This is a genomic window from Leucobacter sp., from assembly GCF_053528595.1.
Map to the genome: position 1 here is coordinate 1 of NZ_JAIVPF010000040.1, position 21,493 is coordinate 21,493.

At 69.0% G+C, this 21,493-nt stretch carries 20 protein-coding genes; 11 read left to right on the forward strand and 9 right to left on the reverse strand.

Annotated elements, in window-relative coordinates; all coding sequences use genetic code 11:
- The 4 genes from ACWKZU_RS08295 to ACWKZU_RS08310 all read right to left on the reverse strand — a co-directional run.
- Window positions 1-851, reverse strand: an 851-nt coding sequence (locus ACWKZU_RS08295; protein WP_449281850.1) for a type I restriction-modification system subunit M, incomplete at its 3' end; no start/stop codon positions are given.
- A gap of 159 nt (window positions 852-1,010) precedes the next feature.
- A complete protein-coding gene (gene mobF / locus ACWKZU_RS08300; protein ID WP_449281851.1) occupies window positions 1,011-4,448 on the reverse strand; it encodes a MobF family relaxase in 3,438 nt (1,145 codons plus the stop codon).
- 560 nt (window positions 4,449-5,008) lie between these two features.
- Window positions 5,009-6,253, reverse strand: coding sequence for a tyrosine-type recombinase/integrase (locus ACWKZU_RS08305; RefSeq protein ID WP_449281852.1), 1,245 nt, complete (start codon window positions 6,251-6,253; stop codon window positions 5,009-5,011).
- Complete coding sequence (locus ACWKZU_RS08310; protein ID WP_449281853.1) at window positions 6,246-6,437, reverse strand: helix-turn-helix transcriptional regulator; 192 nt, start codon at window positions 6,435-6,437, stop codon at window positions 6,246-6,248. The genes ACWKZU_RS08305 and ACWKZU_RS08310 overlap by 8 nt, the downstream gene beginning before the upstream one ends.
- Before the next feature lie 314 nt (window positions 6,438-6,751).
- Here ACWKZU_RS08310 and ACWKZU_RS08315 point away from each other — a divergent pair, with 314 nt between their 5' ends.
- The 3 genes from ACWKZU_RS08315 (at window position 6,752) to ACWKZU_RS08325 (ending at window position 9,555) form a co-directional block, all read left to right on the forward strand.
- Window positions 6,752-7,792, forward strand: a complete 1,041-nt coding sequence (locus tag ACWKZU_RS08315) for a restriction endonuclease (protein ID WP_449281854.1) — start codon at window positions 6,752-6,754, stop codon at window positions 7,790-7,792.
- A gap of 123 nt (window positions 7,793-7,915) precedes the next feature.
- Complete coding sequence (locus ACWKZU_RS08320) at window positions 7,916-8,386, forward strand: SixA phosphatase family protein (RefSeq protein WP_449281855.1); 471 nt, start codon at window positions 7,916-7,918, stop codon at window positions 8,384-8,386.
- A 227-nt stretch (window positions 8,387-8,613) separates the two neighbouring features.
- A complete protein-coding gene (locus ACWKZU_RS08325; RefSeq protein ID WP_449281856.1) occupies window positions 8,614-9,555 on the forward strand; it encodes a DUF4031 domain-containing protein in 942 nt (313 codons plus the stop codon).
- A 97-nt stretch (window positions 9,556-9,652) separates the two neighbouring features.
- Here the strand turns inward: ACWKZU_RS08325 and ACWKZU_RS08330 are convergent, their stop codons facing one another.
- The 3 genes from ACWKZU_RS08330 to ACWKZU_RS08340 form a co-directional block, all read right to left on the reverse strand.
- Window positions 9,653-10,144 (reverse strand): hypothetical protein, encoded by a 492-nt coding sequence (locus ACWKZU_RS08330; protein ID WP_449281857.1) that lies wholly within the window; start codon window positions 10,142-10,144, stop codon window positions 9,653-9,655.
- Window positions 10,145-10,270: 126 nt separating this feature from the next.
- The gene (locus ACWKZU_RS08335) at window positions 10,271-10,642 is read right to left on the reverse strand and encodes a VOC family protein (protein ID WP_449281858.1); all 372 of its coding nucleotides are present in this window, start codon (window positions 10,640-10,642) and stop codon (window positions 10,271-10,273) included.
- A gap of 50 nt (window positions 10,643-10,692) precedes the next feature.
- Window positions 10,693-11,394, reverse strand: a complete 702-nt coding sequence (locus ACWKZU_RS08340; protein WP_449281859.1) for a DUF6498-containing protein — start codon at window positions 11,392-11,394, stop codon at window positions 10,693-10,695.
- Between the two features lie 270 nt (window positions 11,395-11,664).
- Here ACWKZU_RS08340 and ACWKZU_RS08345 point away from each other — a divergent pair, with 270 nt between their 5' ends.
- Window positions 11,665-12,348: a hypothetical protein gene (locus tag ACWKZU_RS08345; protein WP_449281860.1), complete on the forward strand. Its 684-nt coding sequence runs from the start codon at window positions 11,665-11,667 to the stop codon at window positions 12,346-12,348.
- 25 nt (window positions 12,349-12,373) lie between these two features.
- Here ACWKZU_RS08345 and ACWKZU_RS08350 read toward each other — a convergent pair whose 3' ends face one another.
- The gene (locus ACWKZU_RS08350; RefSeq protein ID WP_449281861.1) at window positions 12,374-12,865 is read right to left on the reverse strand and encodes a DUF6389 family protein; all 492 of its coding nucleotides are present in this window, start codon (window positions 12,863-12,865) and stop codon (window positions 12,374-12,376) included.
- Between the two features lie 304 nt (window positions 12,866-13,169).
- Here ACWKZU_RS08350 and ACWKZU_RS08355 point away from each other — a divergent pair, with 304 nt between their 5' ends.
- The 6 genes from ACWKZU_RS08355 (at window position 13,170) to ACWKZU_RS08380 (ending at window position 20,010) form a co-directional block, all read left to right on the forward strand.
- Complete coding sequence (locus ACWKZU_RS08355; RefSeq protein ID WP_449281862.1) at window positions 13,170-14,120, forward strand: ABC transporter ATP-binding protein; 951 nt, start codon at window positions 13,170-13,172, stop codon at window positions 14,118-14,120.
- On the forward strand, window positions 14,117-15,142 hold the full coding sequence (locus tag ACWKZU_RS08360) for an aliphatic sulfonate ABC transporter substrate-binding protein (RefSeq protein WP_449281863.1): 1,026 nt from the start codon (window positions 14,117-14,119) through the stop codon (window positions 15,140-15,142). Before ACWKZU_RS08355 ends, ACWKZU_RS08360 begins: the two co-directional genes overlap by 4 nt.
- Window positions 15,139-15,978: an ABC transporter permease gene (locus ACWKZU_RS08365; RefSeq protein WP_449281864.1), complete on the forward strand. Its 840-nt coding sequence runs from the start codon at window positions 15,139-15,141 to the stop codon at window positions 15,976-15,978. Before ACWKZU_RS08360 ends, ACWKZU_RS08365 begins: the two co-directional genes overlap by 4 nt.
- Before the next feature lie 83 nt (window positions 15,979-16,061).
- A complete protein-coding gene (acs, locus tag ACWKZU_RS08370) occupies window positions 16,062-18,116 on the forward strand; it encodes an acetate--CoA ligase (protein WP_449281911.1) in 2,055 nt (684 codons plus the stop codon).
- A complete protein-coding gene (locus ACWKZU_RS08375) occupies window positions 18,113-19,447 on the forward strand; it encodes an O-acetylhomoserine aminocarboxypropyltransferase/cysteine synthase family protein (RefSeq protein ID WP_449281865.1) in 1,335 nt (444 codons plus the stop codon). The genes acs and ACWKZU_RS08375 overlap by 4 nt, the downstream gene beginning before the upstream one ends.
- Window positions 19,444-20,010, forward strand: a complete 567-nt coding sequence (locus tag ACWKZU_RS08380; RefSeq protein ID WP_449281866.1) for a CoA-binding protein — start codon at window positions 19,444-19,446, stop codon at window positions 20,008-20,010. The genes ACWKZU_RS08375 and ACWKZU_RS08380 overlap by 4 nt, the downstream gene beginning before the upstream one ends.
- Before the next feature lie 171 nt (window positions 20,011-20,181).
- On the opposite strand, the gene ACWKZU_RS08385 is transcribed toward ACWKZU_RS08380, so the two are convergent.
- A complete protein-coding gene (locus ACWKZU_RS08385) occupies window positions 20,182-20,712 on the reverse strand; it encodes a 2-phosphosulfolactate phosphatase (RefSeq protein WP_449281867.1) in 531 nt (176 codons plus the stop codon).
- A gap of 123 nt (window positions 20,713-20,835) precedes the next feature.
- Here ACWKZU_RS08385 and msrB point away from each other — a divergent pair, with 123 nt between their 5' ends.
- Window positions 20,836-21,237: a peptide-methionine (R)-S-oxide reductase MsrB gene (gene msrB, locus ACWKZU_RS08390; protein ID WP_449281868.1), complete on the forward strand. Its 402-nt coding sequence runs from the start codon at window positions 20,836-20,838 to the stop codon at window positions 21,235-21,237.
- Window positions 21,238-21,493: the final 256 nt, after the last annotated feature.

Sequence of the window (21,493 nt, forward strand, 5' to 3'; positions counted from 1 at the left end):
CGCAGGTCAGGGTGCAAGTCCTCTGTGAACGAGTCAGCCGAGCGTGGCCCCATGTCAGCTTCGATGCCCCGCAGCGCGAGGTTCATCTTCGCGAGCTTCCACGTGGTGTCGGTGAACTCCTGCCCATAGACGGAGATGTCGGTGCGCTTGCCGCCGTGTGCCTTCACAAACTCGGCCGACTGCACGAACATGCCGCCCGAGCCAGCAGCAGGGTCATACACGCGGCCCTTGTACGGCTCGAGCATCTCCACCAGCGTTTTCACCACAGAGCGCGGCGTATAGAACGCTCCGGCATCCTTGCCGGTCTCTTTGCCCGCGAACTGACCGAGGAAGTACTCGTAGACCCGGCCCAGCACGTCGTCGGCGCCGTGGTCGTCCGTCTCGGTGAAGCCGATCGAACCGATCAGGTCGACCAACTCGCCCAGACGGCGCTTGTCGAGGCCGTCGCGTCCGTAGTTGCGTGGGAGCACGCCGCGAAGTGTCGGGTTCTCCTTCTCGATGAGATCCATCGCTTGGTCGATCTGCTGCCCGATCTCGGGCTGCTTCGCCACGGACTGGATGTAGCTCCAGCGCGCAAGCTCCGGCACCCAGAACACGTTGTGGCTGGTGTACTCGTCACGGTCCTCCAGGAAATCGGGCAGCCGCTCGGGCTTGATGCCCTCCGCGGCCAGCTCGGCCTCCAGCGTCGCCCGTCTCTCTTCGAAACGGTCAGAGATGTACTTGATGAAAACCAAGCCCAGCACGACGTGCTTGTACTCGCTCGGCTCCTGGTTGCCGCGCAGCTTGTCGGCAGCCTCCCAGAGGGTCTGTTCCAAGGTCTTCTGTGGTTTCGGCTTCGCCGCGCGCGCCATCTGCTGGTCTCCTCCGCGCCGAGGGCGCGTCTTAAGTTGTGCTCATAGTGCCGTGTCTTACGCTACCGGCGGTCGCCGACGCCTATAGAGTGCCGCGCCGCTTGGCGGAGTCGTGGCATTCCAACAGCGACCCCACTGATACCCACAGTCGCTTATCTGCTACAGACCAAGTCGTGGAGGCGGTCGGTGCGGGTCGCTGTCTCGGTACCGAGTCCACGCAAAGCGGCCTTCGTGTGTCTCTTCGGCACGGCGGGCCGTCTCGCCGCCGAGACGCTGGGCCACGTCCTGGGCGGCACGCTCGCGGACGAGCTGCACCGCTTCATCTGGCGGGAGTGCATCAAGTTGGGCGAGGTGGAGGAGATCAAGGGCGGCCTGCTCGCGCAGGGCATTCACCCGCCCAGCGACCGCACTTGGCCGGCGGTTGCCGAGCACCCGCTCATACAGCGCCGATTGTTCTCGCGAGTGCCTCGCGGCAACCTCCTGGGCGATCTGATGGGCCTGCGCAGCTTCCGCGCGTGCTTCGATGATCTCGGGCGCGTGGTCGGCATGACGCTGGGCGACTGCCTCGGCCCACGCGGCGAGGCCACTCTCGCTGTGCGGAATGCTCTGCCACCTACCGTGCACGATCCGCTCTGCCGCCTCGCGGCGAGCGTCTGCGTCTTTCGCGGCGCGGGTAGCGGAGCGCTTACGGAAACGGGGTGCGTTCGCTTTCGCGCGGTGTGCTGTGTATGCAGCCCGCTGCGCGGCCAGGAACTCGGCACCGCCCGTCGCCGCTTCCTGGGCAAGCGATTCCACAACACCCGGGAGAAGTGCGGCAACCTTCGCATCGGCGGCTGCCGCCAGCTCGCGCGGCGGCTCGTACTCGGCCTTGTGCCGCTCGGACTGGTCACGCAACGTGGCGGCTGCCGATACCCAGTGCGCTCGCTCCGCATCGGCCTTCGCGATCCGCTCGACGACGCGGTCGCGCTCTGCGTCCACGATGGACATAGGCCCGTTCGCGACGAGACCTACGACAGCTTCGCGGGCGCGTTCGGTGGCCTCTTCCAAGCCGCGGTCGGCGCGGTCTCGGTCGAGTGCTTCGACGAACTGCTGCTTCGCGTCGTCGAGATCGGCGGCGACGACGTGCAAGGTGTTCGTCGCTCTGCCGCGGGTCATGCCAACGTAGACGCCAGCGGCGTCGAGCCCCTCGGTGAGTACCATGTGCGAAGCGTTCACAGTCGCGCCCTGGACACCGTAGGCGGTGACGGCATAAGCCAGGTGCGCATCCTCGGTCACGTACTCCGCGGGCAGTGTCACGGTGCGGTGCTGCTTCCGACCGTTGCCGATCTCCACGACCGTCAACGCACCGTCGTCGCCCACATGCTGAACCTCCCACATCTGCCGGTTGGCGACGCCAAGCGTGGACTCGTTGCGACGGGTCTGGATCACGTCCCCGGCTCCGATCGGGAGGGTGTCGCTGCCGAACACGGTCCGCTCGTCGTCGACCTCGTTACGGTTGATGCGCTCGGCGCGGATGCGTTCGTTCAGCGTCCGTGCTTCGTCGTTCGTGGCGGCGGTGATCGCGTCCTCCATGCACGCAGTCTTCGCGATGGCCTCCTGCATGTCATCGTCGCTCTCGTGCAGCTTGATGAGCCCGAGCGCGTTGAGCTGGTCGAAGACTGCGGCGGGGTTGCGGCCCCGCCGCAGTTCAAGCGTGAGCGCAGCATAGTCATCGTCGGTGAAGCGATGCAGGCTGGTCATATCTACGACGGTTGGAGTGAGACGAGCGGCGAAGTCGAGCACACCACCGCGCCCGACGGCGGGGAGTTGCGCGCGATCGCCGACGAGGGCAATGGTTGCGCCGGCTTCGTCGGCGATGCGCAACAGTGCGAGTGCGCTGTCTTGGTCGAGCATTCCGGCTTCGTCGACGACGATCTGCTCACCCTCTGTAAGCCGTGCTTCTTTCACTGGTCCGCGGTAGATGTTGCCGGTTTCGGGGTCGGTGTCACCGGGCCGAAGGCGCGTCCACACACCGTCGCTGTTCCACCGGAATCCGTGCGCGTAGACGAGCGCCGCAACGGAGTCGGTGGGGATACCGAGTTCTTGGGCTGCCACGTCGGCGGCCTTCTTCGTTGGCGTCACGACTCGCGTCGAGCGGCCCTCGTTAATTGCGGCGGCAATAGCAGTCTTGAGCATCGTGGTCTTGCCCGATCCGGCCGCGCCTTCGATCACGACAAGCGGATTGGTGGATGCGACGGCGGAAGCTGCGCGCTCCTGATCCTCATCCAGTCTCGCCTGCACAGCAAGGTCATGCACATCGGGCATGCGACGGCGTGACTGTTCCGCACGTGCAGTGAGCAGGTCGCGCAGCTCCGTTTCTGCTGCGACCACGCGCAGCGATGTGAGATGCGCGACGTGCTCCGGCGTCGGTGCGCCGGGCGGGAGCACGGAGAAGCAATCCTCCGCGGCAAGCTGCGTCGCCAGTTGCACGAACTCCCGCAACTCGCTCGGAGCAGCCTGCACGCCGTGCTCGGTCGTGATCCTTGTGACATGCTCGCGCACCGTGTGCACCGTCCACGCCGACGCTCCTGCGGCGCAGCGGTCGAGCGCACGCGATGCGATCTCCTCGATGTGCAACTCATCCAGCGTGACAGATGCAACGCGCCGTGCACGGGACAGGCCCGGTGTGTAGCCGGCGTCTTCGAGCTCGGTGCGCCAGCCCGCTTCGCTGCCAAGTACGGTGGGCTTCTTGCCCGGTCGCTCGTGCTCCCATGCCTTCGCCTTCAGTCGGGCCCGCACGACAGAGCCAGCCTCCTCGCCCGGATGGGCGGCGTCCCACTCGGCTTCGAAGCGGGCGAGATTACGCTCCACCTGCGCGCCCCGCTTCGACATGACCGCGTTGAACGGCTCCAGCTCGGCCACTTCACCGGTCACCGGGTCGAGCGTGAGACCGTGCTGGTCGAGCACGGCGGCAAGCTGCGGGTGCGCGGCGATGACCGCGGCGCCGAGCGCGCGAATCGCACCCTGCTGCTTGAACAGTGCCGCCGTGTCGAGGCCGCGCCACTTGCCTGCGGCGTAGACGCGAGTGCCGATCTGGAAGTGAATGTGCCGGTGCGGATCACCGGAACGGCTGGTCTTGTGCGCGACGGTGACCGTCTGCAACTGCTGCACCGGCACGATCTCGCGCGCGTTCCGCGGGCCGATCCGAGTGACGGAGTGCTCGGCGAGCCAACAGCGGATCTCCGAAGCTGCATCCTGTTGTGCTGCATCGAGTGCGTCGGAGACTTCCGGATGCAAAGCAGCGGCGATCGAGAGCGACTTCGGTGCATTGATGACCATCTCCGCGAAGCGCGGCGACTCCTTTGACCTGTCGCTTGCTGCTCGGGGCGTTCCCATCGAGGTGCCCGTGATCGGATTGATCCAATCGACCCAGGCTGCGTAGCCTTCGGGATCGAGCGTTCTCGCTTCGATGACTTCGCCGTCGTGGCCGCTCACGGCGAACTCGGCGAGCGCGGTGCCGCCCTCCAGGTAGTACTCGTCGGCGGTCGACCTGTCCGACTCCAGGTAACGGCGCGCCGCGGCACCGGTGCTGCGGAACAGGATCACGCCACCCTTCATCTCTGGCCTCCTCACGAGTCGTCTCATGAGAGAGGTGCGCACGCCCCACCATCGGTGGCATACGTCCATGAATCAGTTGTCGGGCAGCAGGAGAATTGAGAAGCGGTGCCTCAGAGGCGTGAGCTTCGGATCGCGACAGAGCGTGATGAGGATCACGTGGCATCGCAGCAGCTTCTGCGGTTGACAACGCTGAGCGCTTGTCAGGATGAGACGAAGCGGAGGGTCAGCTTCCGGAGAGGAGCGACATGGTCCGGGAAAATTTCCACCACCGTCAGGAGCCCCTCGGCGTCCCCACAGTTGGGAGGCCAGTAGCCGAGGTTTCCGGAGCGGGAGTCACGGTGGCGGAAATTTGCCGGAGCCGTGGGGGTGCCGATTCGGCACGCCCACGCCGGGGCCTTTTGCGGTGGTGTCGACTCGACACCACCGTGGTTTTCGACCTTGCGGCGAGCAGAGGACCTGTTCGCCAGCCCGTGCGGACATGACCGCGGTGCAAGTACCGTAGCTCACTCTGACAGGTACGGCAAGCAAACGGCCAGCACACCCGGGCGCACTCCCAGCCTTCACAGCAGGTCACTTTCGAGGCTGCTGCCCGCGGTGCCGAGCATCGCCGTGAACGCGTCGTCCATGATGTCGGCGGTGACGGGGTCGACCATCTCGGCGGTGACGATGTAGTTGCTGCGGGTGACCTGCTCGTTCGCGTGACCGAGCAGGCGCGAGGCGAGGGTGATGCCTGCCGCGGCGTCGATGATCGTCGCGGTGGTGCGGCGGAAGATGTGGGTCGAGAACTCGGTCGGATCGATGCCCGCCTGCTGCAGGGCTTCCGCGTTGTCGTCGACAAAGGTGCGCAGCAGGCGCTCGTAGTTGCTGACGCTGAGCGGTCGGCCGGTCTTGGTCGAGAACAGGAACGCCTCCGGGTCGCGATCAGCGGTCGCGAGTTGACGGCGGATCGCGGCGGCGGAGAAGCTCGGCAGCGCGACGCGGCGCTTCTGCCGCGAGCATTTCGGGGTGTTCTTCCGATACAGCCCGTTCGCTTTGCTCTGCTTGATGGTGCCGGCGATGAGCACCGTCGCGGGGCGTGAGGTCACGTCCACATCGCAGCGGCGTAGGCCGAGCACTTCGCCGATGCGGGCGCTGGTGCCGATCATGATCCACATCACATGCTCCAGCACCGCGACGTTCGGGCGCGGCCCGTAACCGTCACCATCTTTGCGCCAGTCGTGGATGAGGCTCTGCACCAGCATTACCTGCGCGGGGTTCAGCACCGATTCCTTCTTCTCCGGCAGCGGCAGCCGCCTCGCGTCGCGGATCGGATTCGCGGTGAGCACCTCGTGCTCGATGCCGGTCTGGCACACCTGTGAGAGCACGCTCCTGGCGCGTCTTGCGGCAGACAGCGACTTCTGCTCGCGGATCGACTGGAGGATGCGGTTGCAGCGCAGCACGCTGAGATCCTTCAGCGGCAGGTTGCCGCAGGCGGGGTTCACAACGTGTCTGATGGTCGAGCGGTAGGACTCCATTGTGGTGTCCTCGACGGTCTGCGACTGCTCCTTCTCGTAGACGAACACCTCGCAGGCCTGGGCGATCGTGGCGTCCAGGGCGAGCACGGGGCCGACGGTGCGGTAGCGGATGTCCTCGGCTTGCTTCGCGAGACCTGTCCGCGCCTCATCCTCGGTGTCGCCGGTGGCTTTCAGTCGGCGCAGCTCGCCGACCTCGTCGCGCATCTTCGCGGTGGCCTGCACACGGTCGGATGCGAGGGTGCGGATCTGGATCGCACCGATCTCGCCGGGTTCCAGTCTCGGCCTAGCCATGTCGCACCAGCTCCTGGAACCAGGCGAGTACCTCGGGGCGCAGGTAGCGCACGTGGCGTCCGACGCGACGGAAGGGAGGGCCGTTGTTCGTCTGCCGCCATTCCTCGATGGTGCGCGGCGAGACCTGCAGCAGCTCGGCGACCTGCTCGCCGGTCATGATCAGGGGCTCGTCTCGGGTATCCATACCCCATAGGTGCGCTCGCCACACCACAGCCGTTGCGGCCAGCGCGCGGGCGGCACGGAACAACCCGTGCCGCGCCTCGGCGAGCACCCTTCGAAGGGGGTTTTGGACCCCGTTTAGGACCCCGCGGCCGGTTTTCGAGGGACCAGGAAACATGAAACTCCTCCGATTCCCGCGGAATCTGAGGAGTCTTGCGCTGGGGTACCTGGACTCGAACCAAGAACAACTGACTCCAAAGCAACCTATGCAAGGATCCGCACATCGAAGAAGAACTTGCAGTTTTCCGACAAGCTCTCCATAGCTGGGATAATCGCCCCATGACGGAAGCTTGGGTGGTTCGCACAGGTCGCTATGGAGAAAGAGATTCCTGGGCGCTTCAGCAGAACCTTGGGGGCGGCGGCTGGGAAGAAGTGCCGGATCTGACCGAATGCGAATCTCGCGAAGATATCGCGGCCATAGTTGAGGCGACGTTTGCTGGCGCAGCACCAGGAACGATCACCAACTACACCGCACAGCTATGGGCCCTGCGTGCTCGGATCAAACCTGGGCATCTGATGGCTTTGCCTTTGAAAACGACCCGCGAGATAGCGTTGGGCACCGTAACGGCCGGTTACGAGTATCTGGCGGACGAGACCGACCCAGCTCGGCGCCATGTCGTACACGTCGCGTGGAGCGTAACGGACCTCCCCCGAGTGGCTGTCAAGCAAGATCTTCTCTACACCTTGGGCAGTGCACTCACCGTTTTCTCTCCGAGTCGCGGGCACGCTTTCGATCGGTTGAAAGCCCTCATGGAAACACGCATTGATCCCGGCCAGCTACCCTTCGAAGCGAAACCAGCTCTCTCCGCGCCGTCTGATGCAGAGGTGAACGAGCCGGAGATCCAGCCGGACATAGAAGAGGCCGCCCGAGACCAAATCAGAACCAAGATCTCTGAGACTTTTAAGGGGCACGAACTGACCGTCCTGGTCTCTGCGGTGCTTGAGGCAGAAGGATTTGTGTGCGCTCCCTCGACGGGCGGTGCGGACGGAGGGGTCGATATTGTTGCGGGTCGCGGACTCCTCGGAATGGACAGCCCGCGTCTGATCGTGCAGGTCAAATCCGGTGGCCAGGTCTCGGATCAGGTCGTTCGAGATCTTCTTGGAGCAATGCAACACGTGGGAAACGCCGAACAAGGATTGCTTGTGTCTTGGGACGGGGTATCCGGACCAGCAAGACAGTCACTTCAGCGGGAGAGATTCCGTCTGCGCCTCTGGACGGCGGAAGATGTCGTCGATGCCGTGCTGCGGGTGTACCCCCAGTTGCCTGAAGATATTCGTGCGGATCTGCCACTGCGGCGAGTATGGATGCTGGCAGACTAGAAGGACACTCCACAGGCGCTTCGCGAGTCCGCTACACGTCGGGAGCACTCCACACCATCAGGGAGATACGCGGACGGGACACATCAGGGATACCCTCACTGTCGCATACGAGGAGGCTCACAAATGATCGAACTCATCTTGGTGCGGCACGCGAAGTCCGACTGGGGTGTTCCCGAGCTCGACGACCACGAGCGTCCGCTCAATGGGCGGGGCGAGCGAGATGCTCCCGCGATGGCCGAGCGGCTCGCTCAGGCGGGCGCGGAGGTGGAGTGCATCATCTCGAGCACAGCCGTGCGGGCGCGGACCACGGCAAGGGCCTTCGGGGCGGCGCTCGGGGTCGAGGTTGAGCTCGATCCGGAGCTGTATGCCGCGCCCGGCTCGACGCTGCTGACGAAAGCGGTCGAGGCCGGCGCGGGTTCCGTGATGGTGGTAGCTCACAATCCCGGGATCTCCGATCTTGCGGCGCGACTGTCGGGCGGCGGGATCGAGCACATGCCGACGTGTGCCGTGGCTCAGTTCGAATGGGATGCCGGGTCGTGGGATGAGGTTGCGGGTCGAGTGGCGGATCGATGGGGGTTGTATACGCCGCGGTAGGACTCGGGTCACCGAATCAGGTTTCGACTCGCTTCGCCCGCTCAACCGGCGGTTCGCGTATGGATCCCGCGACTCGCCTTGCGCAGTAGCGCCACCGCGAAATGCGCAGAACGCTGGCGCGTTCTGCCTCAGCGTTTCGCGCACGCAGGATGACGGATGTGCGGCGCACCTTGGTTTCGACTCGCTGCGCTCGCTCAACCGGCGGGTCGGCGCAGTACGCTGTGGGGATGGCGATCCTGATCGACCCGCCCGCGTGGCCCGCGCACGGCACGCTGTGGAGCCACCTCGTCTCCGACAGCGACTACGACGAGCTGCACGCCTTCGCCAAGCGCCTCGGGATCCCCCGCCGCAGCTTCGACCTCGACCACTACGACGTGCCCGCCGCGCGATACGAGCAGGCCGTCGCTCTCGGCGCGCAGGCGGTGACCGCCAAGGACGTCGTGCACGAGCTGCGCAATGCGGGCCTGCGTGTACGGCAGGTGGAGCGCGAGACCGTCACACCGATGCGCCGCCGACAGTACCTGCACGCCGAGTGGACGGAACTCGGCGCGACGCTCGGCACCGCCGACTCCCACCGCGCCGACGACTGGCACCACCTCGGCGAGCACCTCATCGCCCGCTGGAACGAACCCCACCGCAGCTACCACGACGAGCGACACCTCGAAGACGTGCTGCTCGCCCTCGACCACCTCGCCACCCGCGGCGAGCGCCTCTCCCCCGCCACGCTGCTGGCGGCCTGGTTCCACGACGCCGTCTACACCGGCACCCCCGAGTCCGACGAGCTGGGCTCCGCGCACCTCGCGACGACCTCCCTCAGCGGACTCAGCATCGACCCGAGCCTGGTGAGCCAGGTGGGCGAGTTCATCGTCGCCACGATCCCGGCGCGCGAGGTTCCGGATCCCGCGGCGCCGCTCGCCCACCTGCTCGACGCGGACCTCTCGATCTTCGCCGCTCCCCCGCACCGCTACGAACAGTACTCCGTGGCAGTGCGTGCCGAATACGCGCACGTGCCCGAAGCCGACTTCGCGGTCGGCCGATCCAGCATCCTCAGCAGTTACCTGAAACAACCCGCGATCTACCGCACCGGCGCGGCCCGGCTGCTCTGGGAACGGCGGGCGCGGGAGAACGTGACGCAAGAGATCGAGCGGTTGAGGGCGGCAGGCGTGTAAGGCGCGGGATCGGGTTTCGACTCCGCTGTGCTGCGCTCAACCAGCGGCGGGATCACGTTTCGACTCCGCTCCTTCGTCGCGCAGAATGACGGTGGGCTCAAGCGGAGCGCGCGAGGCGGCGCCGGCGGACGAGCGCCACGATCCACTCGACCACCAGCCAGGCGAAAGCCGCGAGCCACAGCAGCGCCGCCGCCGTCGCGACGACCGAGTTCAGGCCGTCGGTCGCCGCGTGCACCGCGTCGGCGTTCGGACCGTACGCGCCCATCCACACCTGGAAGGTCGAGCCGAAGTACATATCCCCGCCGTCGGGCATGAAGACACCGAGCAGCAGCACCCCGAGCGAGGTGAGCCACGCAGCGATCATCGCACGCAGCCGCGCGCTGCCGAACAGCTCCCGCTTCGAGAAGAAGCCCTGCGAGGCGATCACGATCTGCAGCGCGTAGCCAGCGAGCAGTAGCAGGATCGGCCCGAGGATGATGATCACCATCATCCAACCGGTGGAGAAGGATTTCAGCACCCACGCGAGGAGCGGCACGACGATGAGCGCGACTCCCGTGAGGGTCGAGAGCGGGGTTCGTGATGAGGGCATGGGGTTAGTCTGGCAGGTGGGGTGCTGGGGTTTCGATACTTCGTCTCGTCGCTGCGCTCCTCGCTCAGCACGGCGCTCGCTGCGCTCCGCTCAACCGGCGGGTGTTCGCTCAACCGGCGGGGACGGTCAGTCGAGGCGCTTGTGGAGGAGGCAGAACTCGTTGTCCTCCGGGTCGAGCAGCACGTGCCACTGGGCGCCCTCGCCCTGGCCGATGTCGGCCGGGCGAGCCCCGAGGGCGAGCAGCCGCTCGAGCTCGGCGTCCTGATCCCGGTCCGTCGGATTGATGTCGAAGTGCAGGCGCAGCTTGCCCGTCTTGGGCTCGGCGACCGGCACGAAGACCAGGGTCGGCTGCAGCCCGCCGAAGCCCGACTCCGGCCCGATCTCGATCGCGCCGTCGTCGGTGTCGAGCACGACGAAGCCGAGCACCTCGCACCAGAAGTCCGCGAGCCGCTGCGGATCCAGCGAGTCGATGATCAGTTCGGAGAGACGCGCAGCCATGCCCGCCAGCCTACCGGGGCGGAGTCGCGACGGCCGCGGCGCAGACCCGGTCAGCCCTGGATGGTACCGCTCGGCGCCCCGGCGGCGCGCTTCCGCCCGCCGAACGGGTTCCACAGGTCGGTCGCGAAGTGCAGCGCCACGAGCAGGATCGCCGCCGCGGGCGGCCAGCCCAGGCTCTCGATGAGCCAGGCACCGCCGAGGATCGTCAGGTGCAGCGCGATGATCCTGCCGTACGGACTCGCGAAGAGCGTGCTCGCGGAAGGCAGGCTCGCGCGCGGCCGGAAGAGGTCGAGCACGAGCTGCACGACGCTGGCGACGCCCCACACGAGCAGGATCCCGCCCCAGTCGATCGATCCCGAATCGGCCCCGCCGAAGCCGCCGATCCCGCCGAAACCGGCGAACCCACCGGTGTCCCCGCCACCGCCCCGGAACGGTGCGAACACCCCCAGCACGATCAGGAACACGAAGACGCCGTGCACCAGCGTGAAGATGCCGTAGTGGAACACGAAGAACACGATCAGCATCGGTTTCGCCGCGGCGCTCGTCGCCGGCATTTTGTTCACGGTGACCGCCCGCTGGCCGGGATCGCTGAGCCGCTCGGTGCGGATCATAGCGGTGACGTTGCGCAGGCCGAGCGTCACATTCTCAAGCCAGTAGAGCACGATCACCGCGCGCCAGTCCCACCCGAAGAACAGGATCCCCACGATCGGCAGCACGACGTACGCGGCGAAGGTGGCGATGCGCGAGGTCACCCGACCATCGTAGGTGCAGAGGTGGATCCTGCGACTGCGCGCAGGATGACGGGGTCCGACTGCGCGCGGAATGACCGGGGTCGGCTTCGCGCAGGATGACCGGGTGCAAGCCCGCGCAGGATGACCGGGTGCAAGCCCGCGCAGGATGACGAGGGCAAGCTGGCGCCGGATGGCGAGGTGCAAACCTGCGCAGGTGACCCGAGGCAAGCCCGCGGAAGACGACGTGGCAGGAACGCGGATCCAGCGGACCCGCACTCTAGACTCGTTCTCGTGACCCGCCCCGCGATCGTGACCTACGACGGGCTGCCGGCCTCCGCCGGCGGGGCCCACTCGCTCCGCACCCGCAGGCCCTCGGCCGCGCACGCGCAGGTGCAGAGCTTCCTCGACGCGTGCACACGCACGGAACAGCCGCCCGCGCTGAGGTTCCAGCTCTGGGCGGGCGGAGACGACGCCCGCGCGGGGCAGTGGGAGGAGTTCGCCCGGGGCCTGCTCGGCGGGCCCCGGAACTCGGCGCGGACCCACCGGGAGTGGTCGGTGCGCGACGAGCACGCCGGGGCGATCCTCGGCGCGCTCGACGAGGCAGGCGCCGACGACGTCACTCGGTACGGGAGGTCCCTCGCCGTGCTGATCGTCACGGCGCCGACGCGACTCGTCGACCCGGACGCCGGAGAGCCGTACCCGGGAGTGGCCGCCGCCGACACCGCTCGCTTCGCGGTGGATGGATACGGGCGGGTGCTCGGCGACTCGGGGATCCGCGCCGCAATCGGCACCACGTCATCCTCCCTCTCGCTGTGGCTCGCCTTCCCCGCCGACGATCGGCTCGGCCCGGCAGCATTGCACGTGCAGGCCCACGCGCCGGTGCGGCTGTCGACGAAGCACTGGCGCCGCTGGGAGCCGATGCGCACCGGCGACGGCTATCGCTCCACGAGGATCCCGTCGCCGCTCTCGGCGTAGCCGCTACTCGTCACGGCCGCCGCGCTCAACCGAAGAACTCGCCGGGGGCGCCGATGCGCCACCGGTCCGCGGGCGCTCCCGCGGGCAGCAGGAGTTCGATCCACTCCGCCACAGCGTCGACGACGGCCGCCTCGAGGTCGTCACGGGTCCATCCGCGCGGCCGGGAGGGCACCTCCGGCTCCCAGCCGTCCTCGCCCCACACCACGCCGAACAGGTGACGCCGGTCGTCGAAGCGTCGGTCGAGCACGAACGCGTCGCGCCCCTCGAAGCGCGCCCAGACATCGAACGGTCCCTCACCGTCCTGGTCGACGAAGACGTCGATCACGATCCCCTCGACGCCGGCCCCGGCCTCGTCCGCCGCGTCGGAGAGCTGCGAGAGCCGGGTGGCCGTCTCCGCGGAGAACTCGGAGAGGATCCGCTGCAGTGCACCGCGGTGCCCGTCCACCGCCGGCTCGGCGGTCAACCCAGTCTCCTGCTCACCCGGCTCGGGCTCGATCGATCCCTCTTCGACGCTCACGCCATCAACGATATCCGGGCGCACGGCATCAGCCGCGCACCCGGGTGCACCCGTACGCGGGCTCGGCGGCGCACCCGTCCGCTCACGCATGATGACGGCGGCCAAGGGCTGAGTGTCGTACGCGGAGTGCGGATCCTGCGACTCGCAAGCTCGCGCAGGATGACGAAAGATGCCTGGCCGCGCGGTTCGCCGAGCGGCAGGACGACCGGAACGACCGCGGCAAGACCGAGAACCCCGACCGATTGCGTCACTGTGTTACGGCCGCCTTTCGCGATCCCGCCGCGACCCGGCAGGGTAGATGACTATGCCCGAACACGTCGGAACGCCCGCGGCTGCGCCCACGACCGCGCCCGCGGGCCGGGTGCACGTCGCCGGCGTGGAACGCACCTTCCCCACGAAGGACGGCGCCCGCACCGTGTTGCGGAATCTGACCCTCGACGTGACCGCCGGCGAGATCATCGCCGTCGTCGGCCCCTCGGGATGCGGCAAATCGACGCTGCTGCGGCTCATCGGCGGGCTCGATTCCCCCACCGTCGGCGCGATCACGCTCGACGGCGAGGAGGTGCGCGCCCACGACGACTCCACCGCGATCGCCTTCCAGGAGCCGCGCCTGCTCCCGTGGCGCACGATCGCGCAGAACGTCGCGATCGGCCTGCCGCGCGGCACCCGCGGCCGCCAGGCGAAGGAGCGCGTCGCCGAGCTGCTGGAGCTCGTCGGCCTCACCCACGCCGCCGAGCAGCGCCCGCGCGAGGTCTCGGGCGGCATGGCGCAGCGCGCCTCGCTCGCCCGCGCGCTCGCCCGCAGCCCGCGCGTGCTGCTGCTCGACGAGCCCTTCGGCGCCCTCGACGCGCTCACCCGGCTCAAGATGCACGACCTGCTGCTCGACATCCACCGCGCGCAGCCGACCACGGTCGTGCTCGTCACCCACGACGTCGAAGAGGCCCTCTACCTCGCCGACCACGTGCTGCTGCTGCGCAACCTGCACGCCGCGCAGGCCGAGCCGGAGCGCCCGCGCGCCAAGGTCGTCGCGCTCGGCTCCACCTCGGGCCTGAGCGCGCTCGGCTCGGCCCGCACGCCCGAGCTCGCCCCCGAGACCACCGCCGATGCGCCCCGCACGAACGGGTCGATCGCCCGCCTCGTATCCGTCCCCGGCGCGCGCCCGCGCGATCGCGGCGCGCGCACCTTCACCGACCTGCGCACCAGCCTGCTCGACGGGCTGGGCGTTCACAAGATCACGACCCAGGAGTACGCATGAGCATCATCACCCGACGTCTCGTCCCCGCCGCCGCCGTCGCGGGAGCCCTGGCCCTCGCCCTGACCGGCTGCGTGCAGGGCGAGGGCGGCGCGAACGCCGCGCCCGCCGAGGGCGGCGAGTGGTCGACGAGCACGCTCTCGATCGACTGGGCGACCTACAACCCGCTCAGCCTCGTCGTCAAGGATCAGGGCCTCATCGAGGAGGCCCTCGGCGACTCGGTCGACGTGGAGTGGCTGCAGTCGGCCGGCAGCAACAAGGCCAACGAGATGCTGCGCTCCGGATCCATCGACGTGGGATCGACGGCCGGATCGGCCGCACTCTTCGCCCGCGCCAACGGCTCCCCCATCCAGGTGATCGACATCTACTCGCAGCCGGAGTGGTCGGCCATCGTGGTCGGCGCCGACAGCGACATCACCGACGTGGCCCAGTTGAAGGGCCAGTCGGTCGCTGCGACCAAGGGCACGGATCCCTACTTCTTCCTGCTGCAGGCGCTCGAGGAGGCCGGTCTCGGCGTCGACGACGTCGAGGTGCAGAACGTGCAGCACGCCGACGGCCGGGCGCTGCTCGACGGCGGCTCGGTGCAGGCGTGGAGCGGGCTCGATCCGATCATGGCGGCGGCCGAGGCCGAGTCGGGCGCCCAGCTGATCTACCGCAACGTCGACTTCAACACCTACGGCTTCCTCAACGCCACCGAGGAGTTCATCACCGATCACGCCGACGTGGCCCAGGTGGTCGTCGACGCCTACGAGGAGGCCCGCGCCTGGGCGCTCGAGCACCCCGACGAGGTGGCGCAGCTGCTCGCCGACGCCGCGTCGATCGACCTCGAGGTCGCGAAGACCGTGATCGCCGAGCGCTCCAACCTCGACGTCTCGGGTGTGCCCGGAGAGGCGCAGGTGGCGGTGCTGACCAAGATCTCGCCGATCATCGCCGAGTCCGGCGACGTCGCCGGCGGCCAGGAGGCGATCGACGAGGCCATCGCCACGATCGTGCACGACGAGTTCGCGCTCAAGGCGACCGAATGACCGATGGATCGACCGCGATCGCGGGCTCTTCCGAGCGCGGGGTCGGCACCGCAGGGGTGGCGCAGCAGCGCGCACCCCTGTGGTCGCGTACGTGGGTGAGGGTCGCGGGCGGCTTCGTCGTTCCGGTCCTCATCCTCGCGGTGTGGCAGTTCGTCACGGCGACGGGGATCGTGCCGCCGTACCGCCTGCCGGGGCCGTGGTCGGTCGTCGAGGCCGGCATCGAGCTGGTCGAGCGCGGTCAGCTCTGGCTCCACATCGCGATCTCGGTGCAGCGCGTCTTCATCGGCTTCCTCTTCGGGTCGGTCATCGCCCTCGCCTTCGCCGCGGTCGTCGGCCTGTCGCGCGCCGGCGCCGTGCTGCTCGCGCCGATGCTCGTCGCCCTGCGCGCCGTGCCGTCGCTCGCGTGGGTGCCGCTGCTGATCCTGTGGTTCCAGGTCGGTGAGGAGTCGAAGATCATCCTCATCGCGATCGGCGCCTTCTTCCCCGTCTACACCACGGTGGCCGACGCCCTGCGCCACGTGAACCCGCAGCTCGTCGAGGCGGGCCGCACCTTCGGCCTGCGCGGCTGGTCGCTGTTCCGCACCGTGCAGCTGCCCGCCGTCGTGCCATCGGTCGTCTCGGGCCTGCGCCTCGCGCTCGCCCAGGCCTGGCTGTTCCTCGTCGCCGCCGAGCTGATCGCCGCGTCGATGGGCCTCGGCTGGATGCTCAACGACTCGCAGCAGACCGGTCGCGTGGACCGGATCCTGCTCGCCATCGTGCTGCTGGCGCTGCTCGGCACGATCACGAACGCGATCCTCGTGCTGTTCGAGAAGGCCGTGCTGAAGAGGTGGATGTGACGACCGGGGCGGATACGAACGGAACGGCGGCGAGCGCGGGCACCGAGGCGGGTCCCCGCATCGAGACGGATCGCGGGATCGCGATCGACACCGGCACTGAGGCCGGCACCGAAGCGCGCCTCAGCGAGACGCGATCCTTCGCCCCCTCCCCCGGGTTCGCCGCGCAGGCCAACGTCGACGCCTCGATCTACGAGCTCGCGAACGCGGATCCGATCGCGTTCTGGGAGCGCGCGGCCGAGCGCCTCGAGTGGGCCGAGCCGTGGCGCACGGCGCACACATGGGCCCCGCCGGTCGCGGTTCCCGGCGCGGACGGTGCCCCGGGAGAGCTCAGCGTCCCGGAGGCGACCTGGTTCGCGGGCGGCCGGCTCAACGTCGCCGTCAACTGCGTCGACCGGCACGTCGCCGCGGGGCGCGGCGACAGGGTCGCGCTGTTCTTCGAGGGCGAGCCGGGCGACCGGCAGGCGATCACCTACGACGAGCTGCAGCGCCGGGTGGCGCGCGCCGCGAACGGCCTCACCGCGCTCGGCATCGAGCCGGGCGACCGGGTGGTCGTCTATCTGCCGGTGCTCGTCGAGACCGTCGTCATCGCGCTCGCCTGCGCGAGGATCGGCGCCGTGCACTCGCTCGTCTTCGGCGGGTTCTCGGCCGAGGCCGTGCGCTTCCGCCTGGAGGACACCGGCGCGAAGCTGCTCGTCACGAGCGACGGCCAGCACCGGCGCGGCAAGCAGGTCGAGGTCAAGTCGATCGCCGACGAGGCGGCGCGGGATCTGGCCGGGCTCGAGCACGTGCTCGTCGTGCGCCGCACCGGGCAGGACGTGCCCTGGACCGAGGGTCGCGATCTCTGGTGGCACGACGCGGTCGAGGCGCAGCCCGACGCGCACGAGCCCCGGGCCTTCGACGCCGAGCATCCGCTCTTCGTCATCTACACCTCGGGCACCACCGGCAAGCCCAAGGGTCTCGTGCACACCTCGGGCGGCTACCTCACCCAAGCGAGCTGGGCGCACTGGGCGCACTTCGACGCGAAGCCCGACGACGTGCACTGGTGCACCGCCGACCTCGCGTGGGTCACGGCGCACACCTACGAGATCTACGGGCCGCTCTCCAACGGCCTCACGCAGGTGATCTACGAGGGCACGCCCGACGCCCCGCACCGCGAGCGGCACCTCGAGATCATCGAGCGCTACGGCGTCACCGTGTACTACACGGCGCCCACGCTGATCCGCACCTTCATGACCTGGTTCGGCGACGAGCTGCCGGGGGCCGGACAGCCGGGCGGCCACGACCTCTCCTCGATCCGCCTGCTCGGCACCGTCGGCGAGGCGATCAACCCCGAGGCGTGGGTGTGGTTCCGACGCAACTTCGGGCGCGGCGAGACGCCCGTGGTCGATACGTGGTGGCAGTCGGAGACGGGCGCGGCCATGATCGCTCCCCTGCCCGGAGTCACGACGCTGAAGCCCGGATCGGCGACCGTCGCGCTGCCGGGGATCGACATCGCGGTGGTCGACGAGGCCGGCGATCCCGTCGCCCCCGGCCGCTCGGGAACGCTCGTCGCGCGCCGCCCGTGGCCGGGCATGGCACGCACCGTCTGGGGCGACCCGGAGCGCTACCGCGACTCCTACTGGGCGCCGTTCGCGGGGCACGGCGAGCATGGCGCCTACTACGTGGCCGGCGACGGCGCCACGATCGACGCCGACGGCTGCATCTGGATCCTCGGCCGCCTCGACGACGTCGTGAACGTGTCGGGCCACCGCCTCTCGACGATCGAGATCGAGTCGTCGCTCGTGGCGCACCCGGCGGTCGGCGAGGCCGGCGTGACCGGGGTCTCCGACCCGCTCACCGGCCAGGCCGTCGCCGCGTTCGTCGTCGACGGGGCGGCGGGCGCGGCCGCCCACGACGAGCTGCGCGCCCAGGTCGCGCGCGACATCGGCCCGATCGCGAAGCCGAAGATCATCGTGCGCGTGCCCGAGCTGCCCAAGACCCGCTCGGGCAAGATCCTGCGGCGGCTGCTCGCGCAGCTGTGGCAGGGCGATACGCTCGGCGATACGACCAGTCTGCAGAACCCCTGGGCCGTCGACGGCGTGCGCGAGGCCGTGAGCCGGGCCAGGCAGCTTCATCTTTCAGCGAAGGAGACCACATGAGCGAGCACCAGTTCGGGTTCCGCACCCGAGCCCTCCACGCGGGCGGAACGCCCGACGCGACCACCGGCGCGCGCGCCGTGCCGATCTACCAGACCACGTCGTTCGTGTTCGACGACGCGAAGGACGCGGCGAACCTCTTCGCGCTGCAGAAGTACGGCAACATCTACTCGCGCATCGGCAACCCGACAGTCGCCGCGCTCGAGGAGCGCGTCGCCTCGCTCGAGGGCGGCATCGGCGCGGTCGCCACGGCGAGCGGCATGTCGGCCGAGTTCATCACCTTCGCCGCGCTCGTGGGCCAGGGCGACCATGTCGTCGCCTCGGCGCAGCTCTACGGCGGCACCGTGACGCAGCTCGACGTGACGCTGCGCCGCTTCGGCGTCGACACCACCTTCGTGGCCAGCTCCGATCCCGAGGAGTTCCGCAGGGCGATCCGGGCCAACACGAAGGTGCTCTACGTCGAGGCGATCGGCAACCCCGGCGGCGAGATCTCCGACCTCGAGGGCCTCGCGGCCGTCGCGCACGAGGCTGGGATCCCCCTCGTCGTCGACGCCACCCTCGCGACGCCGTACCTGCTGCGCCCGATCGAGCACGGCGCCGACATCGTGATCCACTCGGTCACGAAGTTCCTGGGCGGTCACGGCACGACCCTCGGCGGCATCGTCGTCGAGGCCGGCACCTTCGACTGGGGCAACGGCAAGTTCCCCTCGATGACCGAGCCCGTCGAGTCCTACGGCGGCATCAAGTGGTGGGACAACTTCGGCGAGTACGGCTTCCTCACGAAGCTCCGCAGCGAGCAGCTGCGCGACATCGGCCCGGCCCTCAGCCCGCAGGCCGCCTTCAACCTGCTGCAGGGCGTCGAGACGCTCCCCCAGCGCATCGACGCGCACGTGGCCAACGCCCGCATCGTGGCCGAGTGGCTGGCGAGCGATCCGCGCGTGTCGTTCGTGACGTGGGCCGGCCTCGACGGGCACCCCCACCGGGACCGCGCTCAGAAGTACTTCCCCCTCGGCCCCGGATCGGTGTTCGCGTTCGGCGTGCGACCCTCGGGGTCCTTCGACTCGGAGGCCGAGCGCCTGCAGGCCGCCCGCGCCACCGGTGAGAAGCTGATCGAGTCGCTGCAGCTGGCAAGCCACCTCGCCAACATCGGCGACGCGCGCACGCTCGTGATCCACCCCGGGTCGACGACGCACCAGCAGCTCACCCCCGAACAGCTCGAGGCCGCCGGCGTGCCGGCCGACCTCATCCGGATCTCCGTGGGCATCGAGGATCCGGAGGACATCGTGTGGGATCTGGATCAGGCCCTCACCCTCGCGACAGGAGAGAAGCGATGAGCGACACCACCCCCGTCTCGCCCTCGGCCGGCGCCGCCTGCGCGCTCCCGGCGCCGACCCCGGGGCCGGCGCACGCCGAGCGCACCTGGCAGGGGCCGACCGCCGCCGCCCGCCTCGGGATCCTCAGCCGTGCGAAGTCCATCGCGATCGTCGGCGCGTCGAGCAATCCCGCGCGCGCGAGCTACTTCGTGGCCACGTACCTGCTGTCGAGCTCGCCGTACGACGTGTACTTCGTGAACCCGCGCGCCGACGAGATCCTGGGCCGCAAGGCCTACGCCTCGCTCGCCGAACTGCCCGTCGTGCCCGACATCGTCGACGTGTTCCGCAAGGACGAGGATCTGCCCGGCGTCGCCCGCGAGGCGGTCGAGGTCGGCGCGAAGGCGCTGTGGCTGCAGCTCGGCTCGTGGAACGAGGAGGCCGCCGCGATCGCGGAGGAGGCCGGCCTCGAGGTGGTCATGGACCGCTGCGTGAAGATCGAGCACGCCCGCTTCCACGGCGGACTGCACCTCGCCGGCTTCGACACCGGCGTGATCTCGTCGAAGCGCCAGGTCGTCGCGCGGTAGCCCCGGGCACGCCGGTGAACGCCGGTTGAGCGGGAGCGACGCCGGTTGAGCGAGCGAAGCGAGTCGAAACCCGGGTGTTTCCTTGGTTTCGATGCTTCGTCTCGTCGCTGCGCTCCTCGCTCAGCACTCGCTTCGCTCGCTCAGCCAGCGGAACCGTCGCGTCCCCTACAGTCAGACCCGCCGCGCCTCGTCCTCGACGTCGAGCTCGGCCGCGGCCCTGACCTCGTCGCGGCGGCCCGCCGCGGAGAGGTCGAGGCCCGAGGCGCTCGCGGAGAGCAGGTGCTTGAGCGCGCGCGTGAGCGGACGGAAACCCTCGGTCGCCACAGCGACGTCGGGCGCGGAGTGGTCGATGCCGAGGGCCGAGAGCGCGTCGCCGATGGCGCCCGCCGCGAGGTAGTCCTCGACCGCGAAATCGCCGTCGTCGCCCGCGAGCACGAGGTTGATCGCCGTGCGGCCGCCGCGAGCCAGCTGCTCGTCGGTGATCGCCTTCGCCGTCGCGGTGGCGTTGCGCAGCGATGCCGCGAACACCGCCGGGCCGTGCGGCAGCGCGGCGGCCTGCTCGAGGAGCGCCTCCGAGGAGCCGCGGGCGTCGGGGATCGCGTCGACGATCACGACCACACCCGCCTCGGCCAGCCGGGCGAGCCCCTCGGATCCCCACGCGAGGCGCACTTGATAGGTCGATTGCGAGCGCGAGTCGGTCATGAACTCCAGATTAGGGCCGGCGTCGAGCGGTGATCCGGCCCAGTCGTCACGCGGCGTCATGAAGCCCGTTGCGGGGCGGCCTTCGCCGTGGTGCGACGGAGGCGAAGCGGTAGAATCGTGGGCATGGCATACGAAGTCGAGAAGTCCGAAGAGGAATGGCGCGAGGAGCTCGGTGAGGAGCAGTACGCGGTGCTGCGCGAGTCGGCGACCGAACGCGCCTGGACGGGCGAGCTGCTCGACGAGGAGCGCGCGGGCTTCTACACGTGCGCCGGCTGCGGCAACGAGCTCTTCGAGAGCGGCACCAAGTTCGATTCGCACTGCGGCTGGCCCAGCTTCTACGACTCGGTGCGCCCCGAGGCGGTCGAGCTGCTCGAGGATCACTCGCTCGGCATGGAGCGCACCGAGGTGCGCTGCGCCCGCTGCGGCGGCCACCTGGGCCACGTCTTCCCCGACGGCTTCGGCACCCCCACCGGCCAGCGCTACTGCATGAACTCGCTGTCGCTGAACTTCAAGCCGGAGGACTAGGAGCCGGGCGCCACCGCCGGACGACCGCCGCCGGACGAGCACCCCGATCCAGCACCCCGGTCGAGCGGAGCGCAGCGGATTCGAGGTCGACCCCGTGGCCCGAACCCGCGCTCCACCCCTGCGCAAGCGGCGGTGAAACACAACGTCGCTCGAAGTAACACAGCGGCACAGAGCATGACCCGCGCCGCGACCTTCGGTACCTTCTGAGGAGCCCGCCGCGTCGATCGCGACCGGGCGCCCCGTCCCGAAGGAGCAT

Coding starts and splice junctions, on each gene's coding strand:
- mobF (WP_449281851.1), bottom strand. CDS start 4,448: ATGAAGGGTGGCGTGATCCTGTTCCGCAGCACCGGTGCCGCGGCGCGC.
- ACWKZU_RS08305 (WP_449281852.1), bottom strand. CDS start 6,253: ATGGCTAGGCCGAGACTGGAACCCGGCGAGATCGGTGCGATCCAGATC.
- ACWKZU_RS08310 (WP_449281853.1), bottom strand. CDS start 6,437: ATGGATACCCGAGACGAGCCCCTGATCATGACCGGCGAGCAGGTCGCC.
- ACWKZU_RS08315 (WP_449281854.1), top strand. CDS start 6,752: ATGACGGAAGCTTGGGTGGTTCGCACAGGTCGCTATGGAGAAAGAGAT.
- ACWKZU_RS08320 (WP_449281855.1), top strand. CDS start 7,916: ATGATCGAACTCATCTTGGTGCGGCACGCGAAGTCCGACTGGGGTGTT.
- ACWKZU_RS08325 (WP_449281856.1), top strand. CDS start 8,614: ATGGCGATCCTGATCGACCCGCCCGCGTGGCCCGCGCACGGCACGCTG.
- ACWKZU_RS08330 (WP_449281857.1), bottom strand. CDS start 10,144: ATGCCCTCATCACGAACCCCGCTCTCGACCCTCACGGGAGTCGCGCTC.
- ACWKZU_RS08335 (WP_449281858.1), bottom strand. CDS start 10,642: ATGGCTGCGCGTCTCTCCGAACTGATCATCGACTCGCTGGATCCGCAG.
- ACWKZU_RS08355 (WP_449281862.1), top strand. CDS start 13,170: ATGCCCGAACACGTCGGAACGCCCGCGGCTGCGCCCACGACCGCGCCC.
- ACWKZU_RS08360 (WP_449281863.1), top strand. CDS start 14,117: ATGAGCATCATCACCCGACGTCTCGTCCCCGCCGCCGCCGTCGCGGGA.
- ACWKZU_RS08365 (WP_449281864.1), top strand. CDS start 15,139: ATGACCGATGGATCGACCGCGATCGCGGGCTCTTCCGAGCGCGGGGTC.
- ACWKZU_RS08375 (WP_449281865.1), top strand. CDS start 18,113: ATGAGCGAGCACCAGTTCGGGTTCCGCACCCGAGCCCTCCACGCGGGC.
- ACWKZU_RS08380 (WP_449281866.1), top strand. CDS start 19,444: ATGAGCGACACCACCCCCGTCTCGCCCTCGGCCGGCGCCGCCTGCGCG.
- ACWKZU_RS08385 (WP_449281867.1), bottom strand. CDS start 20,712: ATGACCGACTCGCGCTCGCAATCGACCTATCAAGTGCGCCTCGCGTGG.
- msrB (WP_449281868.1), top strand. CDS start 20,836: ATGGCATACGAAGTCGAGAAGTCCGAAGAGGAATGGCGCGAGGAGCTC.